Below are 16653 nucleotides of genomic sequence, written 5' to 3'. Positions count from 1 at the left end.
TGATGAAAGCAGCTATTATTAAAGAATATGGTGATGTAACTCAACTTGAGGTTACTGATATAGATAAGCCTATCCTAAAAGAGGATGAGGTGTTAGTAAAAAATTTTGCTAGTAGTATAAATCCGATTGATTATAAAGCTCGTCAAGGTTTACTTCAATCAATGTTTAAATGGCAATTTCCAGTAGTATTAGGTTGGGACTTAGCTGGAAAAATTGTTGCTTTGGGAGATAAAGTACAAGGCTTTAAAATTGGAGATGAGGTATTTGCTCGGCCAGATATAGATCCTATTGGTACGAACGGATCTTATGCAGAATATACGGCTGTAAAAGAGGATAAACTAGCGTTGAAGCCTGAAAATATTAGTTTCGAAGAAGCAGCTGCAGTTCCTCTGGCAGGCTTAACAGCTTTACAAATGTTAAGACAACTCAATTTAGAAGCTGGTCAAAAAATACTTATCCAGGGTGGTGCAGGTGGCGTAGGTATCTTTGCAATCCAATTAGCAAAAATATTTGGCGCTTTTGTTGCTACTACTGCTAGTGAAAATAACACTGAATTTGTGAAGTCGTTAGGTGCGGATTTAGTAATAGACTATCATGAAAATACAATCACTGAAGTACTATCTGATTATGATGCTGTTTTAGACACGGTTAATGATATAGAGGGTGGTATTAGTATTCTTAAAACTGGTGGAAGTTTTGTAACGATTTCCGGTGCGTTGACTGAAGAACAAAAAGAGATGTCAGATAAGCATATAATGACTGGCTGGTTACAGCCAAATGGTGAAGACCTTAGTTTCTTAGGCAAACAAATTAGAAATAATAATTTGAAGATTGTGATTGATAGCACATATCCGCTTACAACTGAGGGAATACAATCTGCCCAAAAGCGTAGTGAAACACATCATGCTCGTGGAAAAGTTATTGTTAAGATAAAATGATGCACGTAATTTCTGTCACAGGAGAAAAAATTTATGATTGAAACTATTTTGATAGCTATTGTGAGCATTGAGGCAATAGGTATTATGATTTTAGAAATGTTTGGAGCGCCTAAACAACAAGCAAATGCATTTGAATTAGATGAATCTTTTGTTAAAATGCCTGAAGTTAAAACTTTATTAGCCAATCAAGGAATATATAATGGCCTTTTTGGTGCATTGATTATTGGTACACTCGTATTTTTGAAAGGGCCACAGCAAACAACAATGTTGGAATTAGAAATGTTGTTTGTGGTTCTAGTAGCGATTTATGGTAGTCTAACAGCTGCTAAAAAAATACTCATCATACAAGGATTACCTGCTTTTTTAGCTTTTGTGGTTTTAATCTTCTAATCTGAATTAGATAAAATTAAAGCTAGTGCAACTAGTATCATGAAATTCAGCACTAGTTATGAAACATGGCAAAGTGTAACAGTTACTAACTGAAGTTAAATAAAATCAAACCCACTGAGCTATGCTAAATTGCATAACTTAGTGGGCTTTTTTTCATGTTTCGGATAAGATAGTATAATATTATGTAGGACTAAAACAGGTAAGGTTAAACTTAATAAAGGTTAAACAAAAAATCATTAGTTAAGATTTTTGTTAAGAATAAAATTTAAAACATTGATACAACGGGGTTTAAAAGAGATATGCCAGAGCTACCAGAAGTAGAAACTGTTCGTCGCGGACTGACAAATTTAGTGGCAGGTCGCACGGTTGAAAGCACAGAAGTTAGATGGGAAAAAACAGTCGGCGGGTTTACAGCAGAAGAATTTGATCAAGCTTTACGAAATCAAACAATTCTAAAGATCGATCGTCGCGGAAAATATTTATTATTTAGATTTACAGGTGGCATCACCATGGTGTCACATCTTCGCATGGAGGGGTCATACTATACCGTACCGGCTGGGACAAAGCCAGGTAAACATGATTTAGTAACTTTCCATCTAGATCATGGGGTGGATCTGTTCTATCGAGATACGCGTAAGTTCGGTCGTATGAATATCGTACCCAATGATCAGGTTATGACAGTGGCCGGATTAGCAACGATTGGACCTGAACCAACAGAAGATACATTGACATTGGATTATATGATTTCTGAATTTGGTAAATCAAAAATGCACGTGAAGCCGTTTTTGTTAAATCAGAATCATATTGCTGGATTAGGGAATATCTATGTGGATGAGACACTTTGGCAATCAAAGATTCATCCCCTTACAGCAGCAAATCAATTAACGACAGACGACCTAGCTATTTTACGTAAAAATATCATTGCTGAACTAGCACGAGCCACTGAGCATCATGGGACGACAGTTCATAGCTTTACAAATGTATTCGGTAATGCTGGAGAATTCCAAAATGAATTGCAAGTTTATGGACGAGTGGGAGAACCTTGTTTACGCTGTGGAGAACCATTGGTCAAGATTAAAGTTGCTCAGCGAGGGACAACTTATTGCCCAGTTTGTCAGGTTGAAAGGACAAAATGATGTTCAAATTAGGACTTACAGGTGGTATTGCGACAGGCAAAACGACCATTTCAAACTATTTAAAAACTAAGGGAATTCCGGTATTAGATGCTGATGAATATGCCAGAAAGGTTGTCGAGCCAGGTATGCCAGGTCTAACTGATATTATGAATACTTTTGGTAAGCAAGTGTTGCAATCAGATGGCTCATTAAATCGAAAACTTTTAGGACAAATCATATTTAATGATATGACAGCTCGTCAAAAATTAAATGACATTACGCATCCCCGGATTCAACAAATGATGACTGATGAATTACAAAAATTAGCTAAGGACAAAACGCCATTAGTTATTTTAGATATTCCACTATTATTGGAGAATCATAATATCGCTGGTGCAGACGCGATTATGGTTGTAACAGTACCAGAATCAATACAATTAAACCGATTAATGCAACGAAACAATTTAACTGAGGAAGAAGCACAGCGCAGGATTGATGCGCAGATGCCTCTTTCTGAGAAAGAAAAATTAGCCGATTTTATCATTGATAATTCAGGTACAATTGCAAACACGTTAACACAAGTGGATAAAGTTATTCAAAAAATTACTGAATCGATTTAGTAAAGGAGAACGTGAATCATGGCAGACTTTTCTATACAACAACGCTATCGGCTTGTATATGATGAATTAATTGATATGACTGCAGTACGATCATTAACTAAAGTATACTTACCAATCATTGGCCGTGATGCGTATACGCTTTATCTAGCCTGGGCGACAATTGGAGAAACATCAGAGGCAAAAAATAGACATATCGATCTTTTGGATCAATTAGCAATGAATCAACAGGCTTTCCTAATTGCCCGGAGTAAATTGGAAGGTATGGGGTTAGTAAAATCATATAAGCAAACTACTAATTTTGGTTCACAATGGACGTATCGAATTTTTCCACCAATGGCAGTACGAGCATTTCTTTCAGATGCATTACTTTCTAGTCTGCTAGCACATTATCTTGGTGATGAATTATTCGATGAACTGGTCAAGGATGAACTACCTGATTCACAAAAAATTGCTGGTGAGAACGTGTCAAAGACTTTTTTTGATTTAGCTGGTCAGGAAAGTTTCGTTCATCGAAATCATGCACCATTTTCAACAAGTGATCATGAACAAGGTTTAGCTCAAAAAGTTCGTGAAGCCACAAAATCTCTGAATTTAGGTTTGATGGCTGATATGTTGAAGTCTTATGGTATTAAATTGAGAACGCTACAGACTAATGAAGCTGATTTAATGATTCAAAAGACACTATATGGTTTATCGGATATTGAGTTAGTCAGAGTTATTCAAGCGACAACTTCACCAAATAAACAAATTGATTTGCCAGCAATAAAGAAGTCACTTGAAGGTAATTTCAGACAAATACAAGTACGTACAAAAGGGGTTGAAACAAAAGTACAAACCAACGAACCCAAACAGTTATCACATGATGAATCTAATCCTGCAATTCGATTAGTACGTACTGCGCAATCAGTAGCACCGTTACAATTTTTAAAGAATTTACGGCAAAAAAATAATGGATTTGTTGCTGATAACGAGGTGAAAGCTATTTCGGATATTGCAGAAATGAATATTGTGGCGCCTGAAGTGCTAAACATTGTGCTGTATGAATTAACTGTTATTGAGAACAAAACAACATTAAATAAAACAATTTTACAGACACTTGTGAATGATTGGGCACAAAGTGATGTTACTGATGCAGTCAGTGCGTTACAATATCTACAACGTCGATCTAAGAAACAGCAATCTCGACAAACGTTACAACCATCAAAAAAATGGTCACGACAAAATAAGCAAGGTAAGCAAGAAACACGACCTGATTGGGAAAATCAACATGGTACACCAATTTCCAAAGCAGATGCTGATTCGGCTAGAGAAGCTTTGGCAGCAATGCGAGCCCGACGCAAACAGAATAATTCAGAGGAGAACTAACTGTGAGTGAACAAGAATTTGAAAAAGAAATAAAAACATCAGACTCATCTCCAATGAATGTTGGGGATGCATTACGGGACTTTATGGATCGAAAGCAATTAAATACGCGATACCAAGCATTACAAAATGAAGTTTTTAAAGATGCTGATATTCGCCGGTTTTTCAATGAGAATAAGGTGACACTTTCTCGTAAAATAATTGAACGTGATTTTGCAGTCCTTTACGAATATTATTCACAACGGAATAATGCAAAAAATGGCAAACCAGTAGTACATAAGGGATATACACCAGCTTTAACTGTGACAGAAGGACGGATTGTTATTATCTATGAGCCGGATGAAGAAACGCTCTTAGCGCAACGCATGAGTATGCAGGCACATTTAGTAAAGTCAATTGGTATGCCAAAGTTAATTAAAAAGGCGCGTTTAGATGACTTTTCTGGGAATGATGCTGAACGACTTGCTGCTTTAACTGGTGTATTAAACTTTATTAATGAGTATATACAAGACCCTGATGATTATCACCGTGGACTTTATGTACATGGTTCGTATGGTGTCGGTAAAACTCATCTGATGGGGGCAATGGCAAATGAATTAGCTTTAGAAGGTATTCCTGTTACTTTAGTACATTTACCAAGCTTTGTTGTTGAAATTCGTGGATCAATTGGAACAGACCAAAAGCCACAAGAAATGATTAATACGATTAAACAAGTGCCTATTCTAGTCCTCGATGATATTGGTGCAGAGTCATTAACCTCATGGGTCAGAGATGATATCTTGGGCGTTATTTTAGAATATCGCATGCAAAATGAATTGACGACCTTCTTTACTTCTAATTTTTCTATGCAGCAACTAGAAAAAGAACACTTTACTGTTACCAAGGATGGCGCAGAACCTGTCAAGGCAGAACGATTAATGCAGCGAATTAAGTTTCTTTCTAAAGAAGTCCAAATGGCAGGAGCGAATCGTCGGGAGTTTAATTAATGCAAAAAAGAAGCACAAAAATCATTGTTTTAAAATTCCTCGTTGTGTTTATTTTGATGATTACAAGCTTTTTTGTATTACGACATAATGCAAGTTGGTATCAACAACCTGTAGGGGAAGTGATGAGTGTGAAACACTTATCATCTCAATCTTTACAGGATCAATACGGTAATAATATCAAACAACATGACGAGCGGGTTAAGGTTAAAATATTAAATACCGAGAAGAAAAATGAAATTATTTCATTTACAAATACTTATGATGAGGCAATGGCCATTACACAACCCTTACACCAGCATGATCAAATTTTCTTATCAAAGTCAGAAAAATCATGGGGTTTAAAGGACTTTAAAAGAGATACTTTTTGGATACCAATCTTAATTCTAGTTATTGGTGTATTAATCATTACCACCGGAAAAGCGGGTGTAATGATGACCACATCACTTTTTCTTAATGTACTGCTATTTATTTTTACAATATACCTGAATTTAATCACAAAAGATGCTAATATTTTCTGGCTGTTTATTTTGTTTAGTCTGATTGCCTCAGCAATAACATTAATGTTTGTTATGGGAATAAAGAACAGACTCACTTGGACTGTTTTGTTAACTGTGATTACTTCGACAATATTAGCCATGTCAATTGGTTTGCTGGTGTTCAACTTAACAAAGGGTAAGGGACTCCATTTTGAATTAATGTCGTTTATAACCCAATTACCACAACCAATGTTCTTATCAATGACGTTAGTCGGTGTGCTTGGAGCTGTCATGGATGAGGCAACAGATATGATTGCGACACTTTTCAGTGTTGAACATGAACATCCAGATATTGGTTTGAAGGACCTATTAATCACTGGTCGGCATGTTGGTCAGGAAATTTTTGGGGCATTAAGTAATACATTGTTCTTAATTTTTATGGCTGAACAAATTCCAATGGCAATTTTATACCTGAGAAATGGGAACAATTGGGGATTCACTTACACAATGAACTTATCACTGGGGATGATTCAAACACTAATTAGTGCCATTGGTATCGTCTTAACAGTTCCAGCTGGTATATTTTGGGTTTGGATCCTTCATAAATGGCAACAAAAGAAAGCAGGTATCCAATCATGAGCGTTCTAATGATGTTATCAGTTATCTTATTCGTTTTAATGCTAGCAATTGGTGGTGTTAAAGGAATTGGTGCTTTTGTTAGTTTATGGATCAGTTTTGCTATTATGGTCGTGATGACTATATTGATTAGTTTTCAATTTAATGCTTTTTGGGTGTTACTTATTGGTGGTGCAAGTCTATTAACTGTCACCGTTCTAAGTGCAAGTGCTGATGAAAGAACGACAATCATTGCGTTAATTGCAAGTCTCATTGTTATGTTAATTTTATTAGCGGTTATATTACCTACTGAACATATTGCCATTGCGCAGGGGTTTGCAGAAGAAAATTCTGAGGAGTTAGAGGGATTATCACTAGCTATTAATATAAACTTTGGTACCTTAGGAATTGTTGCTGCCCTATTAGCAACATTGGGAGCGATTGCTGAAGCATCGGTTGCCATTGCAACAGGTATTGGCGAATTATTAAATAGCAAACCGTCACTTCAAGACAATGAATTGATTGGTGTTGGTCAATTACTTGGCAAACAAATTATAGGTACTGCTGTTAATACTGTACTCTTTGGATTTCTTGCAGACTTTCTTAGTCTAGCTGTATTATTTAGTAAATTAAAATATACATTTAGCGAGATTTTGAATGCAAAATTATTTACTTCCTCAATGTTGTCACTACTATACGCGTTACTAGGGGTCATAATTACGCTACCAATCACGATTATAATTTTTTTGCTTTATCAAAAACATCAAAAAGTCGACTCTAATAGGGGAGAACTATGATTTATTAGAAAATCATGGTATGATTAGAATAAATATGCCAGAGTAGTGGAGTGGCATTATATCTTGTAAGAAAGTAACCAGAGGTATAGCGTATGAGCAGTGTGCTTGTGATTGAAGATGAAGAAAATTTGGCTCGTTTTGTTGAGTTAGAATTACAACATGAGGGGTATGAAACCCACGTTGAGGATAATGGGCGTAGTGGGTTAGATGCCGCCTTAGCAAATGATTTTGACTTAATTTTGCTTGATTTAATGTTACCCGAGTTAAGTGGTTTAGAAGTTGCCCGCCGCTTGCGTGAAGAAAAGAATACACCAATTATTATGATGACTGCACGTGATTCTGTTATCGACCGTGTATCAGGATTGGACTACGGTGCAGATGATTACGTTGTTAAGCCATTTGCAATTGAAGAATTATTGGCTCGAGTTCGTGCACTTCTACGTCGTATTGATATTGAAACAGAAGAGCATAGTACTCATCAAAGCGTCGTTCGATATCGTGATTTGACAGTTGAAAAAGAGAATCGAATTGCCCGTCGCGGTAACGAAATCATTAATCTCACAAAACGTGAATATGAATTACTATTAATTTTAATGGAAAACATTAATGTTGTTCAATCACGTGAAGAGTTACTTAAGAAGGTTTGGGGATACGATTCAGAAATTGAGACCAATGTTGTTGATGTGTACATCCGTTACCTTCGTAATAAAATCGATCAACCTGATTCAAGAGCATCATATATCCAAACGGTTCGTGGTACTGGATACGTAATGCGCCAGTAATTTGGAGGAATTTTAATGGGTAGGCAAACGTCCATTATTAAAGAAACACCACAACGTACAGGCCTTTCCTTAAAATGGAAATGGGCACTTGGATCTGTTGCTGGTGTTTTTTTAATATTTATTATCTTTACATGGTTTGTGATGCAAGCATTTGCAACGCAAATGATGGACACTGAAAAGCAGCAGGTATCTAGTTCGCTAAATGCCGTAACTAATCGACTGCAGCATATTAATGAATCTCAGATGTTACCCTCTGAAATTGATAAATTACTACGTCCAGATAGCACAGATCTTGATCAAGTCGTTAATGATCCAGTGTTGCAACAAATTACTCGAAAAGATTATACAATTCGTGTATATAACGAAAATGGTGCGCAAATATATCCTGTCGGAGGAGCCAGGATTCCATTTCATGAGACTAAGAAGCGAGTTATTAGAACAGAACGTATTCAAGGTGTAAAGATGCTGGTTGGCCATCAGGAATTACGCAATAATAACCATACGATTATTGGTCACATTGTTGTCGAAAATCATTTAACGAGTTATCATAAAACGTTCAATCGTGTTTATTCTATCATTGCAATTCTTATTATTCTTGGTTCATTTTTGATTGCATTATGGGGTTATTGGTTGTCAGGATTTTTCTTACGTCCAATTGATAATATTAAGAAAACTGTTGATGATATTAATCGTGATCCACAGGCTCAAGTTCGCGTTGTTAATGAAGAACGCAAACCGGATGAATTAACTGATTTATCTAACCTGCTAAATGATATGTTAGACCGCATGCAACGCTTTATTCTACAACAACATCAATTCGTAGAAGATGTTTCTCATGAATTACGAACACCTGTTGCAATTGTTAAAGGACATATGGAACTACTAAACCGTTGGGGAAAAGATGACCCGAAAGTACTAAATGAATCAATTGCTGCATCGCTACAAGAAATAAGTAGAATGGAAGGCTTAGTGTCAGAAATGTTAGACTTGACCCGTGCTGACCAGGTAGAATTAACTTTTCGAGATGGCGATACTGATGCGAAAGAGTTGATAAATGGCATTTATACGAACTTTAAGATGATTCACCCTGAATTTACTTTCATGATAGATGATGATTTAAAAGGTCCAACTATTGTTAATATGAATCGTGATCATCTAGAGCAAATATTGATTATTTTGTCTGATAATGCTGTTAAGTATAGCCAGTCTCGAAAAGAAATTCATTTTGCTGCTTCACGTTCAGGAAATGTTGTTGAGTTAGCTGTTCAAGACTTTGGTGAAGGGATTAGCCCTGAAGATGCCAGTCGTGTCTTCGATAGATTCTATCGTGTTGATAAGGCAAGGTCTCGAAAACAAGGTGGTAACGGTTTGGGGCTAAGTATTGCTCAAAAGCTGGTAGAAGGTTATGGTGGACATATTCAACTGGAATCTGCTATTGGACAAGGATCAATTTTTAGAATCACATTACCAATTAAAAACATGGATAAAAATTAATAAAGAAAGTAGGGCATGATAGTTACGAGAAAAATTTCTTATTGCTATTTGACCTTACTTTTTTGTTATGAAGGATATAAATATGATTATTAAGCACGTGATTTTGCATGTTTTAGACAAAAATAGTGGCAATTTAATTGCATCTCAGAATGAATTAGATTTAGCTCAGCCTAATTTACATGATTACATTGAGAAGTTGATTGAAAAATTTGAAAATAGCAACTACAAGGTAGGTCAATTAACTGACAACGACACAATTGGCAGGGTTGTATCAGATAATGACACACGTTCTTTTACAGAGAAAGCAACAGATTTAGCTGAACAATTATTCGAAATTATTGCTCCCAGTGAATCTATTCCAGCAGGAGATTTATTGGCTGTCGAATTCTCAGAGGGTGCTGATGATTTCTTTGGCCTGTTGAAATTGAATTTCACGCCGAGATATACACATGCAGTTGAATATCAAGATGACAAATTAATTAATAACTTGGTCTTAAATCAAGCAGTATTACCCGCCGCAACACAGACTGTTGATGAAGGTGTGTTAATTAATTTAATGTCTGGTACCTATAAACTACTAGAAAAACGTTATCTAATTGATGGCCATCGCGTTAATTATTTTTCAGAAAAATTCTTGCAGCTCTCACCAGAGAATTCAACTAAAGACAATATTAAAGTGATCAAACAAGCTGTTAAATCTGTCGCTAGTAAATTTGATCTTCCCGAACATGAAGTGTTAGCAAATACACAGAATACAATTTTTGATAATGTTCAGGATGATGGTGAAATTAGTACTGCTGCAATTGCTGAATCAGTTTTTAATGGCAATACTTCAGCAAAAGAAGCATATCACGAAATCATAAATGATAAGCATTTAAACGAGGATATTGCCGTACCAAATATTGAAAAGATTGAAAAAAAATATCGTTTACAACGTTTTAAACTTGATTCAGGAATTGAAATTTCTATTCCAATGGATGTCTACCAAGATAAAAGTAAGGTTGAATTTATTAACAAACCAGACGGCACAATGTCACTCGTTATTAAAGATATTGCGTCTATTATTAATAAATTTAACTCTTAATTTCTTAGGGGAGCCAAAGAATTAGAACATATATCACGTTTCGTGATATAATTATTACTTGAAAAAATGAAATAGGTAGGATGACATACTCCATGAAAATTAAAGGTTTAACACCCATATTATTAATTGTGCTAGTCGTTTTGTTCGTTACTGGACATGCAGATTTTCTGAAAAGTCCATTGACTGACTTTATGAACTGGTCAGAATCAACAATAGGGGGAGTAAATGCAGTTGGCTGGTCAATTATTATTTTGACTTTAGCTGTACGACTAATTTTGCTACCAATGATGGTTCATCAACAACGTAACGCAACAATCCAACAAGAAAAAATGCGTTTATTGCAACCACAATTAAAAAAAGTACAAGATGCTCAAAAAAATGCGCAAACCCAAGAAGAACAATTATTGGCTTCACAAGCAATGATGACAATCTATCGTGAGAATAATGTCTCGTTATTAGGTGGTATGAACTTTACAACATTGATTATTCAATGGCCAATCTTTATGGGACTTTATTCAGCAATTAGATATTCTAATGAAATAGCTCATGCATCATTTTTTGGTATTAATCTTTCTTCTCACGCACCAATTTTAGCAATCGCAACAGCAGTTGCTTATGGTATTCAAGCATACCTATCAATAATTGGGGTTCCTGCGGAGCAAAAGAAACAGATGCAAATGATGATGTATGTCATGCCAGTAATGATGTTGTTTATGACTTGGGTTACTAATGCTGGTATTGCGCTATACTTCTTCGCTGGTGCACTAGTGATGATTCTCCAAACTCTAATTATTATTGTTTGGCGTCCAAAGTTGAAAGCTCATGTTGCTGAAACTTTTGAAGTGAAAGATGTTGTTGATGACGCTTTGGCTGGTAAAATTAAATCAAAGCCAACCGGACGATTTGCTGAAGCAATGCAAGCTGCTCAAGAACAACAACAGCAGCAACAACAGCAAGCTGGACGTAAAGATATTACAAAATCAACTCAAGAACGTACAAGCAATTCAAATGGTGGTCGTAACGCTGGAAAGCAACAACGTAAATAACACATAACAAAAGGACTTGATAAACAATTTATCAAGTCCTTTTACTTTATATAATTAAATGTTTGCATGTTGGTCAGTGGTCATTTCATTTGCAATTTCTACCATCTGGTCTATTGATTCATGTGCGCCAGTTGCAATCCAACGGATAGCTAAAGCAAGCATACCTGATGCAGTAAAGTCAGAAACGTAGTCAATTGAACGATTAAAAGAAATCTTACTTTGTAGTAATTCTGCGTATAAACCATGCAATATATCTCTTAGTGGGGGATAGAATTGTTCTCGTAACCCGGCATTAAGTAAGACAGCAATTGCAATACCATTTGCTTTTACAAAGCCAAAAAATGCTCGTGAAATTTCACTAGAATTTAAAGGTAATTCCGCAGCTTCCTTTTCAAAATCTTGTGTTAATTGGACAACAATAGCTTTAATGACTGCCTCTTTTGTACCAAAATGGCGATAGAAAGCCATCCGTGACACGCCTGCCTTACGGGTGATTTCTGTAACCGCAAGTTGGTCGTAGGATTGACTTTGCAACAAGGTCAGCGTTGCGTCAATAATTTGATCGTCAGTTTTTTGACGAATACTTTCTGTTAACATGTTTTTCATATCTTAATTTTACGCCTTTGCATTTAAAGTAGGTGAGAAATTAAGCAAATTGAAGATTCATTTTAAATGTTTAAGAAAACCTTTGTAATTACAACCGAAACGTTAAAATTATAATTGTCGTTGATTTTTATAATTTTGTAACTCTGTCGATAGTATGTAGGAGACTTTGGTTAAATCATTTGCAGAATGAGCACCAACAAGCGCATATAATTTTCTTAATTGTTGCTGCCAATTTGTAATCTCATTAATTAAACCAGTTGTGCCATCCTGAAGAGTTGTATGAAGAAAATGTCCAGCAACTCCCACAGCTTTAGCCCCTAAAACTTGTGCTTTTAAAACATCTAACGGATTTTGAATACCACCTGTTGCAAAAATGATAGGTTTTTGCTGTAATGACTGTGCTTCTAATAGACTTTCTGCGGTCGTTTGTCCCCAATCATATAAAAAATCATAATTGAATTCCTTATCACGATGACGGCGATTTTCAATAACAGCAAAATTTGTACCAGAACGGCCACCAACATTAATGTACTCGGCACCATTTTCGTATAATTTTTTAATCGTTGCCGCATCCATACCAAAACCAACTTCTTTAATTAGGACAGGAACAGATACGGTTTGAATAATTTCGATAATATTATCAAGCCATAAGAAATTTTCATCTCCTTCAGGCATAACGATTTCTTGTGCGACATTGACGTGTACTTCAAGCGCATTTGCACCAATCATATCAACAACTTGCTGTGCTGATTGTGCTGAATGCCCGGCACCAATATTGGCCATAATAAAACCGTCTGGGTTTGTCTCACGGGCAATGGTAAAACTGTCAATAGCATCTTTATCTTTTAAAGCAACGCTTTGAGAACCAACAGCCATTGCTAAGCCGGTTTCTTTAGCTGCTTCAGCCAATTGTTGGTTAATACGACCTGTACGAACACTACCACCAGTCATTGCTTCAATATAAAAAGGGGTGGTAAAGTTGAAGTTTTCATCCCTAATCGCTGTCGAAACATCGCTAATTTTTAATTCCGGTAAACTTTGGTGAATCAGCCGAACTTGTTCTAATGATGATACTGGTTGATGCCTCCGATATTCGGCTTCAGCCAATGCTAAATGTTCATCTTTTCGATGTGCGTGCGCTGATTCCATAACGATCATTCTCCTAATAATGCAATATTTAATGGCAACGGAATAATTCCTTCATTTTGCCAAGCTTGACGAAGCTTTTCAGCCACCTCATCATTATCGGCGATAGCAATAGCGTTATCACCACCACCAGCTCCAGAAACCTTTGCAGGAACATCTAAATCTACGGCTTCGGAAATGGCATTTGATAAATCTTCAGTTAAATAGTTAATACCAACTTGATGGGTATATGCCATTAAGTTGGTCAAATTATAAAAAATGTTTATGCTAATCAATGAATAGTCGGCATTATTGATTCCCATACTGATATTTGTAATAATATCTCGCGTTTGTAACGCTAACATTTCTTTTGCCTTTACTTGTTCTGCTGAAGATACTGTTTCAAGCAATTTCTGTGTATCTGCAATCTTGCCAGTCCAACCGACTAAAAGTTGCCATTCTGATGGCCAATTTAATTGTTGAACGTCTAAATATGGCCAAGGTGTACTTATGATTGTTTCGTAATCTGAATTTTGTTGTATCAACTGTTTTACAAATTGATCATCAAATTTACGATATGAAATGACGCCACCATATGTTGCAGCTGCTAAATCACCCATTGACCCTTTATCAAAGTGGGGTAGGGTTAACATCACAAGTGTCCCTAATTTAAATTGTTGTTGTTCAGTTAACTTAAGATCAAGCAGTTTGTGGAATGCCTTTATGATAGACATGACAACTGCAGCAGAAGAACCTAATCCTAACTTTTTACCCTCAAAAGTGAGATCACTTGTTAGAGTTACTTTAATACCTGGAAAAGCGGAAGTATCATCAAAATGATATTTATTCAACACTTGGATCGTGCGTATAACCAATTGCCAGTCATCTGGATAGGATATCTGATCCAGTTGCTCGACTGGAATAGTAAGATCTCCTAATTGGTCACTATTCAATTGAATTTCTTGAATATCGATCTTATCAATTTGTGCTGTAATGTACTTATCAACGGCGACAATAATTGCACTCTGATTTGGAAGAGTAATTGAGTATTCACCGGCAAGGTACAATTTACCTGGCGCTTTAGCAGTTGCTATCATATTTTATCTCCTGAAGTAACTTTTATTCCGGGACCCGGACTAGCGATAATAATTTGCGAACTTGTCACTATATTGGCAAGTTCTTTTTTAATAATGAATGTGTCCTCTGGTCTAGAAATTAATTTCACGTTAGGGCCAGCATCCATCGTTGCATACACAGGAATTCCTTGCTCTCGCAATTCCTGAGCAATCATTATAACTTGCCAACTTTTATCAGTCAAATAGTTAAAAGGAGGGACAGCTGTTGTATTCATTGCATGCATCTGCAAAGCATTTGCTTCAGCAAGTTCACCCAATTTCACTATATCATGTTGTTGAATTGCCAAAATCATGTCATTAACTTGACTATTAGCTAATCTTACCCACATGTCATAAAAAGGGGCAGTGTTTTTAGCATGTTGCATACCTAAACGTGATCCAATTTTTTTAGGCTGATCATTAATAACCACCGTCAATAATTGAATAGGCCAATCAACTTTTTCAAATATGGGCATAGCAAATGATGTACGATCATCACCAGGGACCCATTTAGCAAAACCACCAAATATTGATCTTGTCGCCGATCCTGAGCCGTGACGTGCTAATCTAGATAATTCCGTAACACTTAAATTTAATCCAGCAGCTCGACTAGCAGCACCAGCTAAAGCCGCAAAGGCTGAGGCTGAGGATGCCAATCCAGCAGCTGTTGGTACATGGTTATTAGAAACAATGTATGCTTTGTCATTGACATCAGCCATTTCTCGGACTACATCTAAAAATCGACTGACCTTTTGAGCAGCACTACCAGAAACTGTTTCACCATCAAGAATTAATTGATCACTCTGCAACGACTTATCAAACCAAACAGTTGTATCAGTATAAAATTCGTCTAGTGTCAATGAAATTGAGGTTGTCGTAGGTGTAATGAGTGCCTCATCTACTTTTCCCCAATACTTTAGTAATGCAATATTTGTATGCGCCCGAGCGGTATAATGCATGTTAAATACTCCTAAAACTATTTGTCATTGGTATAATTTTGTGTCCAAACTTCTTGTGCGCCAGCATCTTCTAGTGCTTTGATCACTCGAGTTGTTTGTTCATCGTCTTTTGTGATTGCAATCATCGTACCACCGACACCACCACCAGTTAATTTAGCTCCTAAGGCACCAGCATGACGTGCTGCCGCAATTAATTCATCTAATTTTGGATGCGAGATGCCTAAAGCAGACAGATGCTTTTGAGCCTCGTTCATAAAATGGCCTATTTTCGCTAAATTATTTTCAGCAATTGCTTCTCTTGTTGCTTTAACGATTTCACCAATTTTATCAATATGTTGTTGTCCAACTTCAGGATCGTTTGTTAAATGCTCACGGACAACCGAAATGGCTAATCCCGTTTGACCTTGGATACCTGTATCGGCCAAAATTAACGTGCCATCTAGAGACATATCAATTTTTTCAGGTTGCTGCCCTTTAATAAACCAAACAGCTTCATCATGTGCTGCCGTTGCGGTATCTAATCCAGAAGGGGATCCATGTGTGATAGCTTCTTCGATACTTGCCCAACGTTGCAGTTCTTGTTTAGATAATGACTCACCAAAAAAATCAAAAAAGGCTCGAACAATTGCGATTGCAGTTGCTGCTGATGAACCCATACCTCGTTCTTGAGGAATATTGGATGTAATCGTCATTGTAAAGGGCATTTCATCTGATTTGAAATGCTGCAATAAACGGTTGATAAGTTGTCGAATTCCCTCATAGACTTCCGCCATTGCTACCAATGGGCCTTGATAGGATTGTGATAGCACAACCTGACCTGCTTCACGTGATTCGATTTTTACAGTCATTGCTAAATCCGTTAAAGGAAGTGCAATAGCTGGCTGGCCGTAAACGACCGCATGTTCGCCAAGTAAAATAACTTTGGCATGGCTGACGCCAATTCCTGGTTTTTTCACTTTGAAATTACCAATCCATTCTATTTTTTATTTTAGCTTTCTTAATCATACCAAATTCAATGACTAATTACATCATAGATATTAGGATTTCAAACTTAAAAGTTTTTTTAATCTTTAATTTTAAAATATTCTGAATAAGTAATTTTTAGATATATTTTATATGTTTGGGAAATAATTTGTTGCTATT

At 36.3% G+C, this 16653-nt stretch carries 17 protein-coding genes; 12 read left to right on the top strand and 5 right to left on the bottom strand.

Going from position 1 to position 16653, the window contains the following annotated elements; genetic code table 11:
- Nucleotides 1-2: 2 nt before the first annotated feature.
- The 12 genes from ACQ4QH_RS04890 to yidC all read left to right on the top strand — a co-directional run bounded on the left by ACQ4QH_RS04890 (nucleotide 3) and on the right by yidC (nucleotide 11705).
- Nucleotides 3-938, top strand: coding sequence for an NADP-dependent oxidoreductase (locus ACQ4QH_RS04890; RefSeq protein WP_042493118.1), 936 nt, complete (start codon nucleotides 3-5; stop codon nucleotides 936-938).
- Nucleotides 939-971: 33 nt separating this feature from the next.
- Nucleotides 972-1328 (top strand): DUF1304 domain-containing protein, encoded by a 357-nt coding sequence (locus ACQ4QH_RS04885; RefSeq protein WP_439819485.1) that lies wholly within the window; start codon nucleotides 972-974, stop codon nucleotides 1326-1328.
- A 299-nt stretch (nucleotides 1329-1627) separates the two neighbouring features.
- Nucleotides 1628-2464, top strand: a complete 837-nt coding sequence (mutM, locus tag ACQ4QH_RS04880) for a bifunctional DNA-formamidopyrimidine glycosylase/DNA-(apurinic or apyrimidinic site) lyase (RefSeq protein WP_439819484.1) — start codon at nucleotides 1628-1630, stop codon at nucleotides 2462-2464.
- A complete protein-coding gene (gene coaE / locus ACQ4QH_RS04875) occupies nucleotides 2461-3063 on the top strand; it encodes a dephospho-CoA kinase (protein WP_439819483.1) in 603 nt (200 codons plus the stop codon). Before mutM ends, coaE begins: the two co-directional genes overlap by 4 nt.
- An 18-nt stretch (nucleotides 3064-3081) precedes the next feature.
- The gene (locus ACQ4QH_RS04870) at nucleotides 3082-4428 is read left to right on the top strand and encodes a helicase DnaB (RefSeq protein ID WP_439819482.1); all 1347 of its coding nucleotides are present in this window, start codon (nucleotides 3082-3084) and stop codon (nucleotides 4426-4428) included.
- A 2-nt stretch (nucleotides 4429-4430) separates the two neighbouring features.
- Nucleotides 4431-5411, top strand: a complete 981-nt coding sequence (gene dnaI / locus ACQ4QH_RS04865; RefSeq protein WP_439819481.1) for a primosomal protein DnaI — start codon at nucleotides 4431-4433, stop codon at nucleotides 5409-5411.
- Nucleotides 5411-6526, top strand: coding sequence for a YibE/F family protein (locus ACQ4QH_RS04860; protein ID WP_439819480.1), 1116 nt, complete (start codon nucleotides 5411-5413; stop codon nucleotides 6524-6526). The genes dnaI and ACQ4QH_RS04860 overlap by 1 nt, the downstream gene beginning before the upstream one ends.
- Nucleotides 6493-7299: a YibE/F family protein gene (locus ACQ4QH_RS04855; RefSeq protein ID WP_439819479.1), complete on the top strand. Its 807-nt coding sequence runs from the start codon at nucleotides 6493-6495 to the stop codon at nucleotides 7297-7299. The genes ACQ4QH_RS04860 and ACQ4QH_RS04855 overlap by 34 nt, the downstream gene beginning before the upstream one ends.
- 92 nt (nucleotides 7300-7391) lie before the next feature.
- Complete coding sequence (locus tag ACQ4QH_RS04850; RefSeq protein WP_002827135.1) at nucleotides 7392-8081, top strand: response regulator transcription factor; 690 nt, start codon at nucleotides 7392-7394, stop codon at nucleotides 8079-8081.
- 15 nt (nucleotides 8082-8096) lie between these two features.
- Complete coding sequence (locus ACQ4QH_RS04845) at nucleotides 8097-9575, top strand: HAMP domain-containing sensor histidine kinase (protein WP_439819478.1); 1479 nt, start codon at nucleotides 8097-8099, stop codon at nucleotides 9573-9575.
- A gap of 82 nt (nucleotides 9576-9657) precedes the next feature.
- The gene (locus ACQ4QH_RS04840; protein WP_439819477.1) at nucleotides 9658-10659 is read left to right on the top strand and encodes a nucleoid-associated protein; all 1002 of its coding nucleotides are present in this window, start codon (nucleotides 9658-9660) and stop codon (nucleotides 10657-10659) included.
- Nucleotides 10660-10751: 92 nt separating this feature from the next.
- Nucleotides 10752-11705 carry a membrane protein insertase YidC gene (gene yidC, locus ACQ4QH_RS04835; RefSeq protein WP_439819476.1) on the top strand — a complete coding sequence of 318 codons (954 nt, stop codon included), beginning with the start codon at nucleotides 10752-10754 and terminating at the stop codon, nucleotides 11703-11705.
- Nucleotides 11706-11759: 54 nt separating this feature from the next.
- Here yidC and ACQ4QH_RS04830 read toward each other — a convergent pair whose 3' ends face one another.
- From ACQ4QH_RS04830 to mvk, 5 genes are all read right to left on the bottom strand, one after another.
- Entirely contained in the window at nucleotides 11760-12302 is a 543-nt protein-coding gene (locus tag ACQ4QH_RS04830; RefSeq protein ID WP_439819475.1) for a TetR/AcrR family transcriptional regulator, read from the bottom strand.
- Between the two features lie 117 nt (nucleotides 12303-12419).
- Nucleotides 12420-13460, bottom strand: a complete 1041-nt coding sequence (gene fni / locus ACQ4QH_RS04825) for a type 2 isopentenyl-diphosphate Delta-isomerase (RefSeq protein WP_439819474.1) — start codon at nucleotides 13458-13460, stop codon at nucleotides 12420-12422.
- A gap of 5 nt (nucleotides 13461-13465) precedes the next feature.
- Nucleotides 13466-14533: a phosphomevalonate kinase gene (locus tag ACQ4QH_RS04820; RefSeq protein WP_439819473.1), complete on the bottom strand. Its 1068-nt coding sequence runs from the start codon at nucleotides 14531-14533 to the stop codon at nucleotides 13466-13468.
- A complete protein-coding gene (gene mvaD, locus ACQ4QH_RS04815) occupies nucleotides 14530-15510 on the bottom strand; it encodes a diphosphomevalonate decarboxylase (protein WP_439819472.1) in 981 nt (326 codons plus the stop codon). The genes ACQ4QH_RS04820 and mvaD overlap by 4 nt, the downstream gene beginning before the upstream one ends.
- A 17-nt stretch (nucleotides 15511-15527) precedes the next feature.
- The gene (gene mvk / locus ACQ4QH_RS04810; RefSeq protein WP_439819471.1) at nucleotides 15528-16466 is read right to left on the bottom strand and encodes a mevalonate kinase; all 939 of its coding nucleotides are present in this window, start codon (nucleotides 16464-16466) and stop codon (nucleotides 15528-15530) included.
- Nucleotides 16467-16653 lie beyond the last annotated feature (187 nt).

The sequence above is a fragment of the Weissella paramesenteroides genome, assembly GCF_051903945.1.
Taxonomy (GTDB): domain Bacteria; phylum Bacillota; class Bacilli; order Lactobacillales; family Lactobacillaceae; genus Weissella; species Weissella paramesenteroides_A.
The sequence above is the reverse complement of the archived record's forward strand: the minus strand, read 5'-3'. Positions and strand labels throughout refer to the sequence as shown.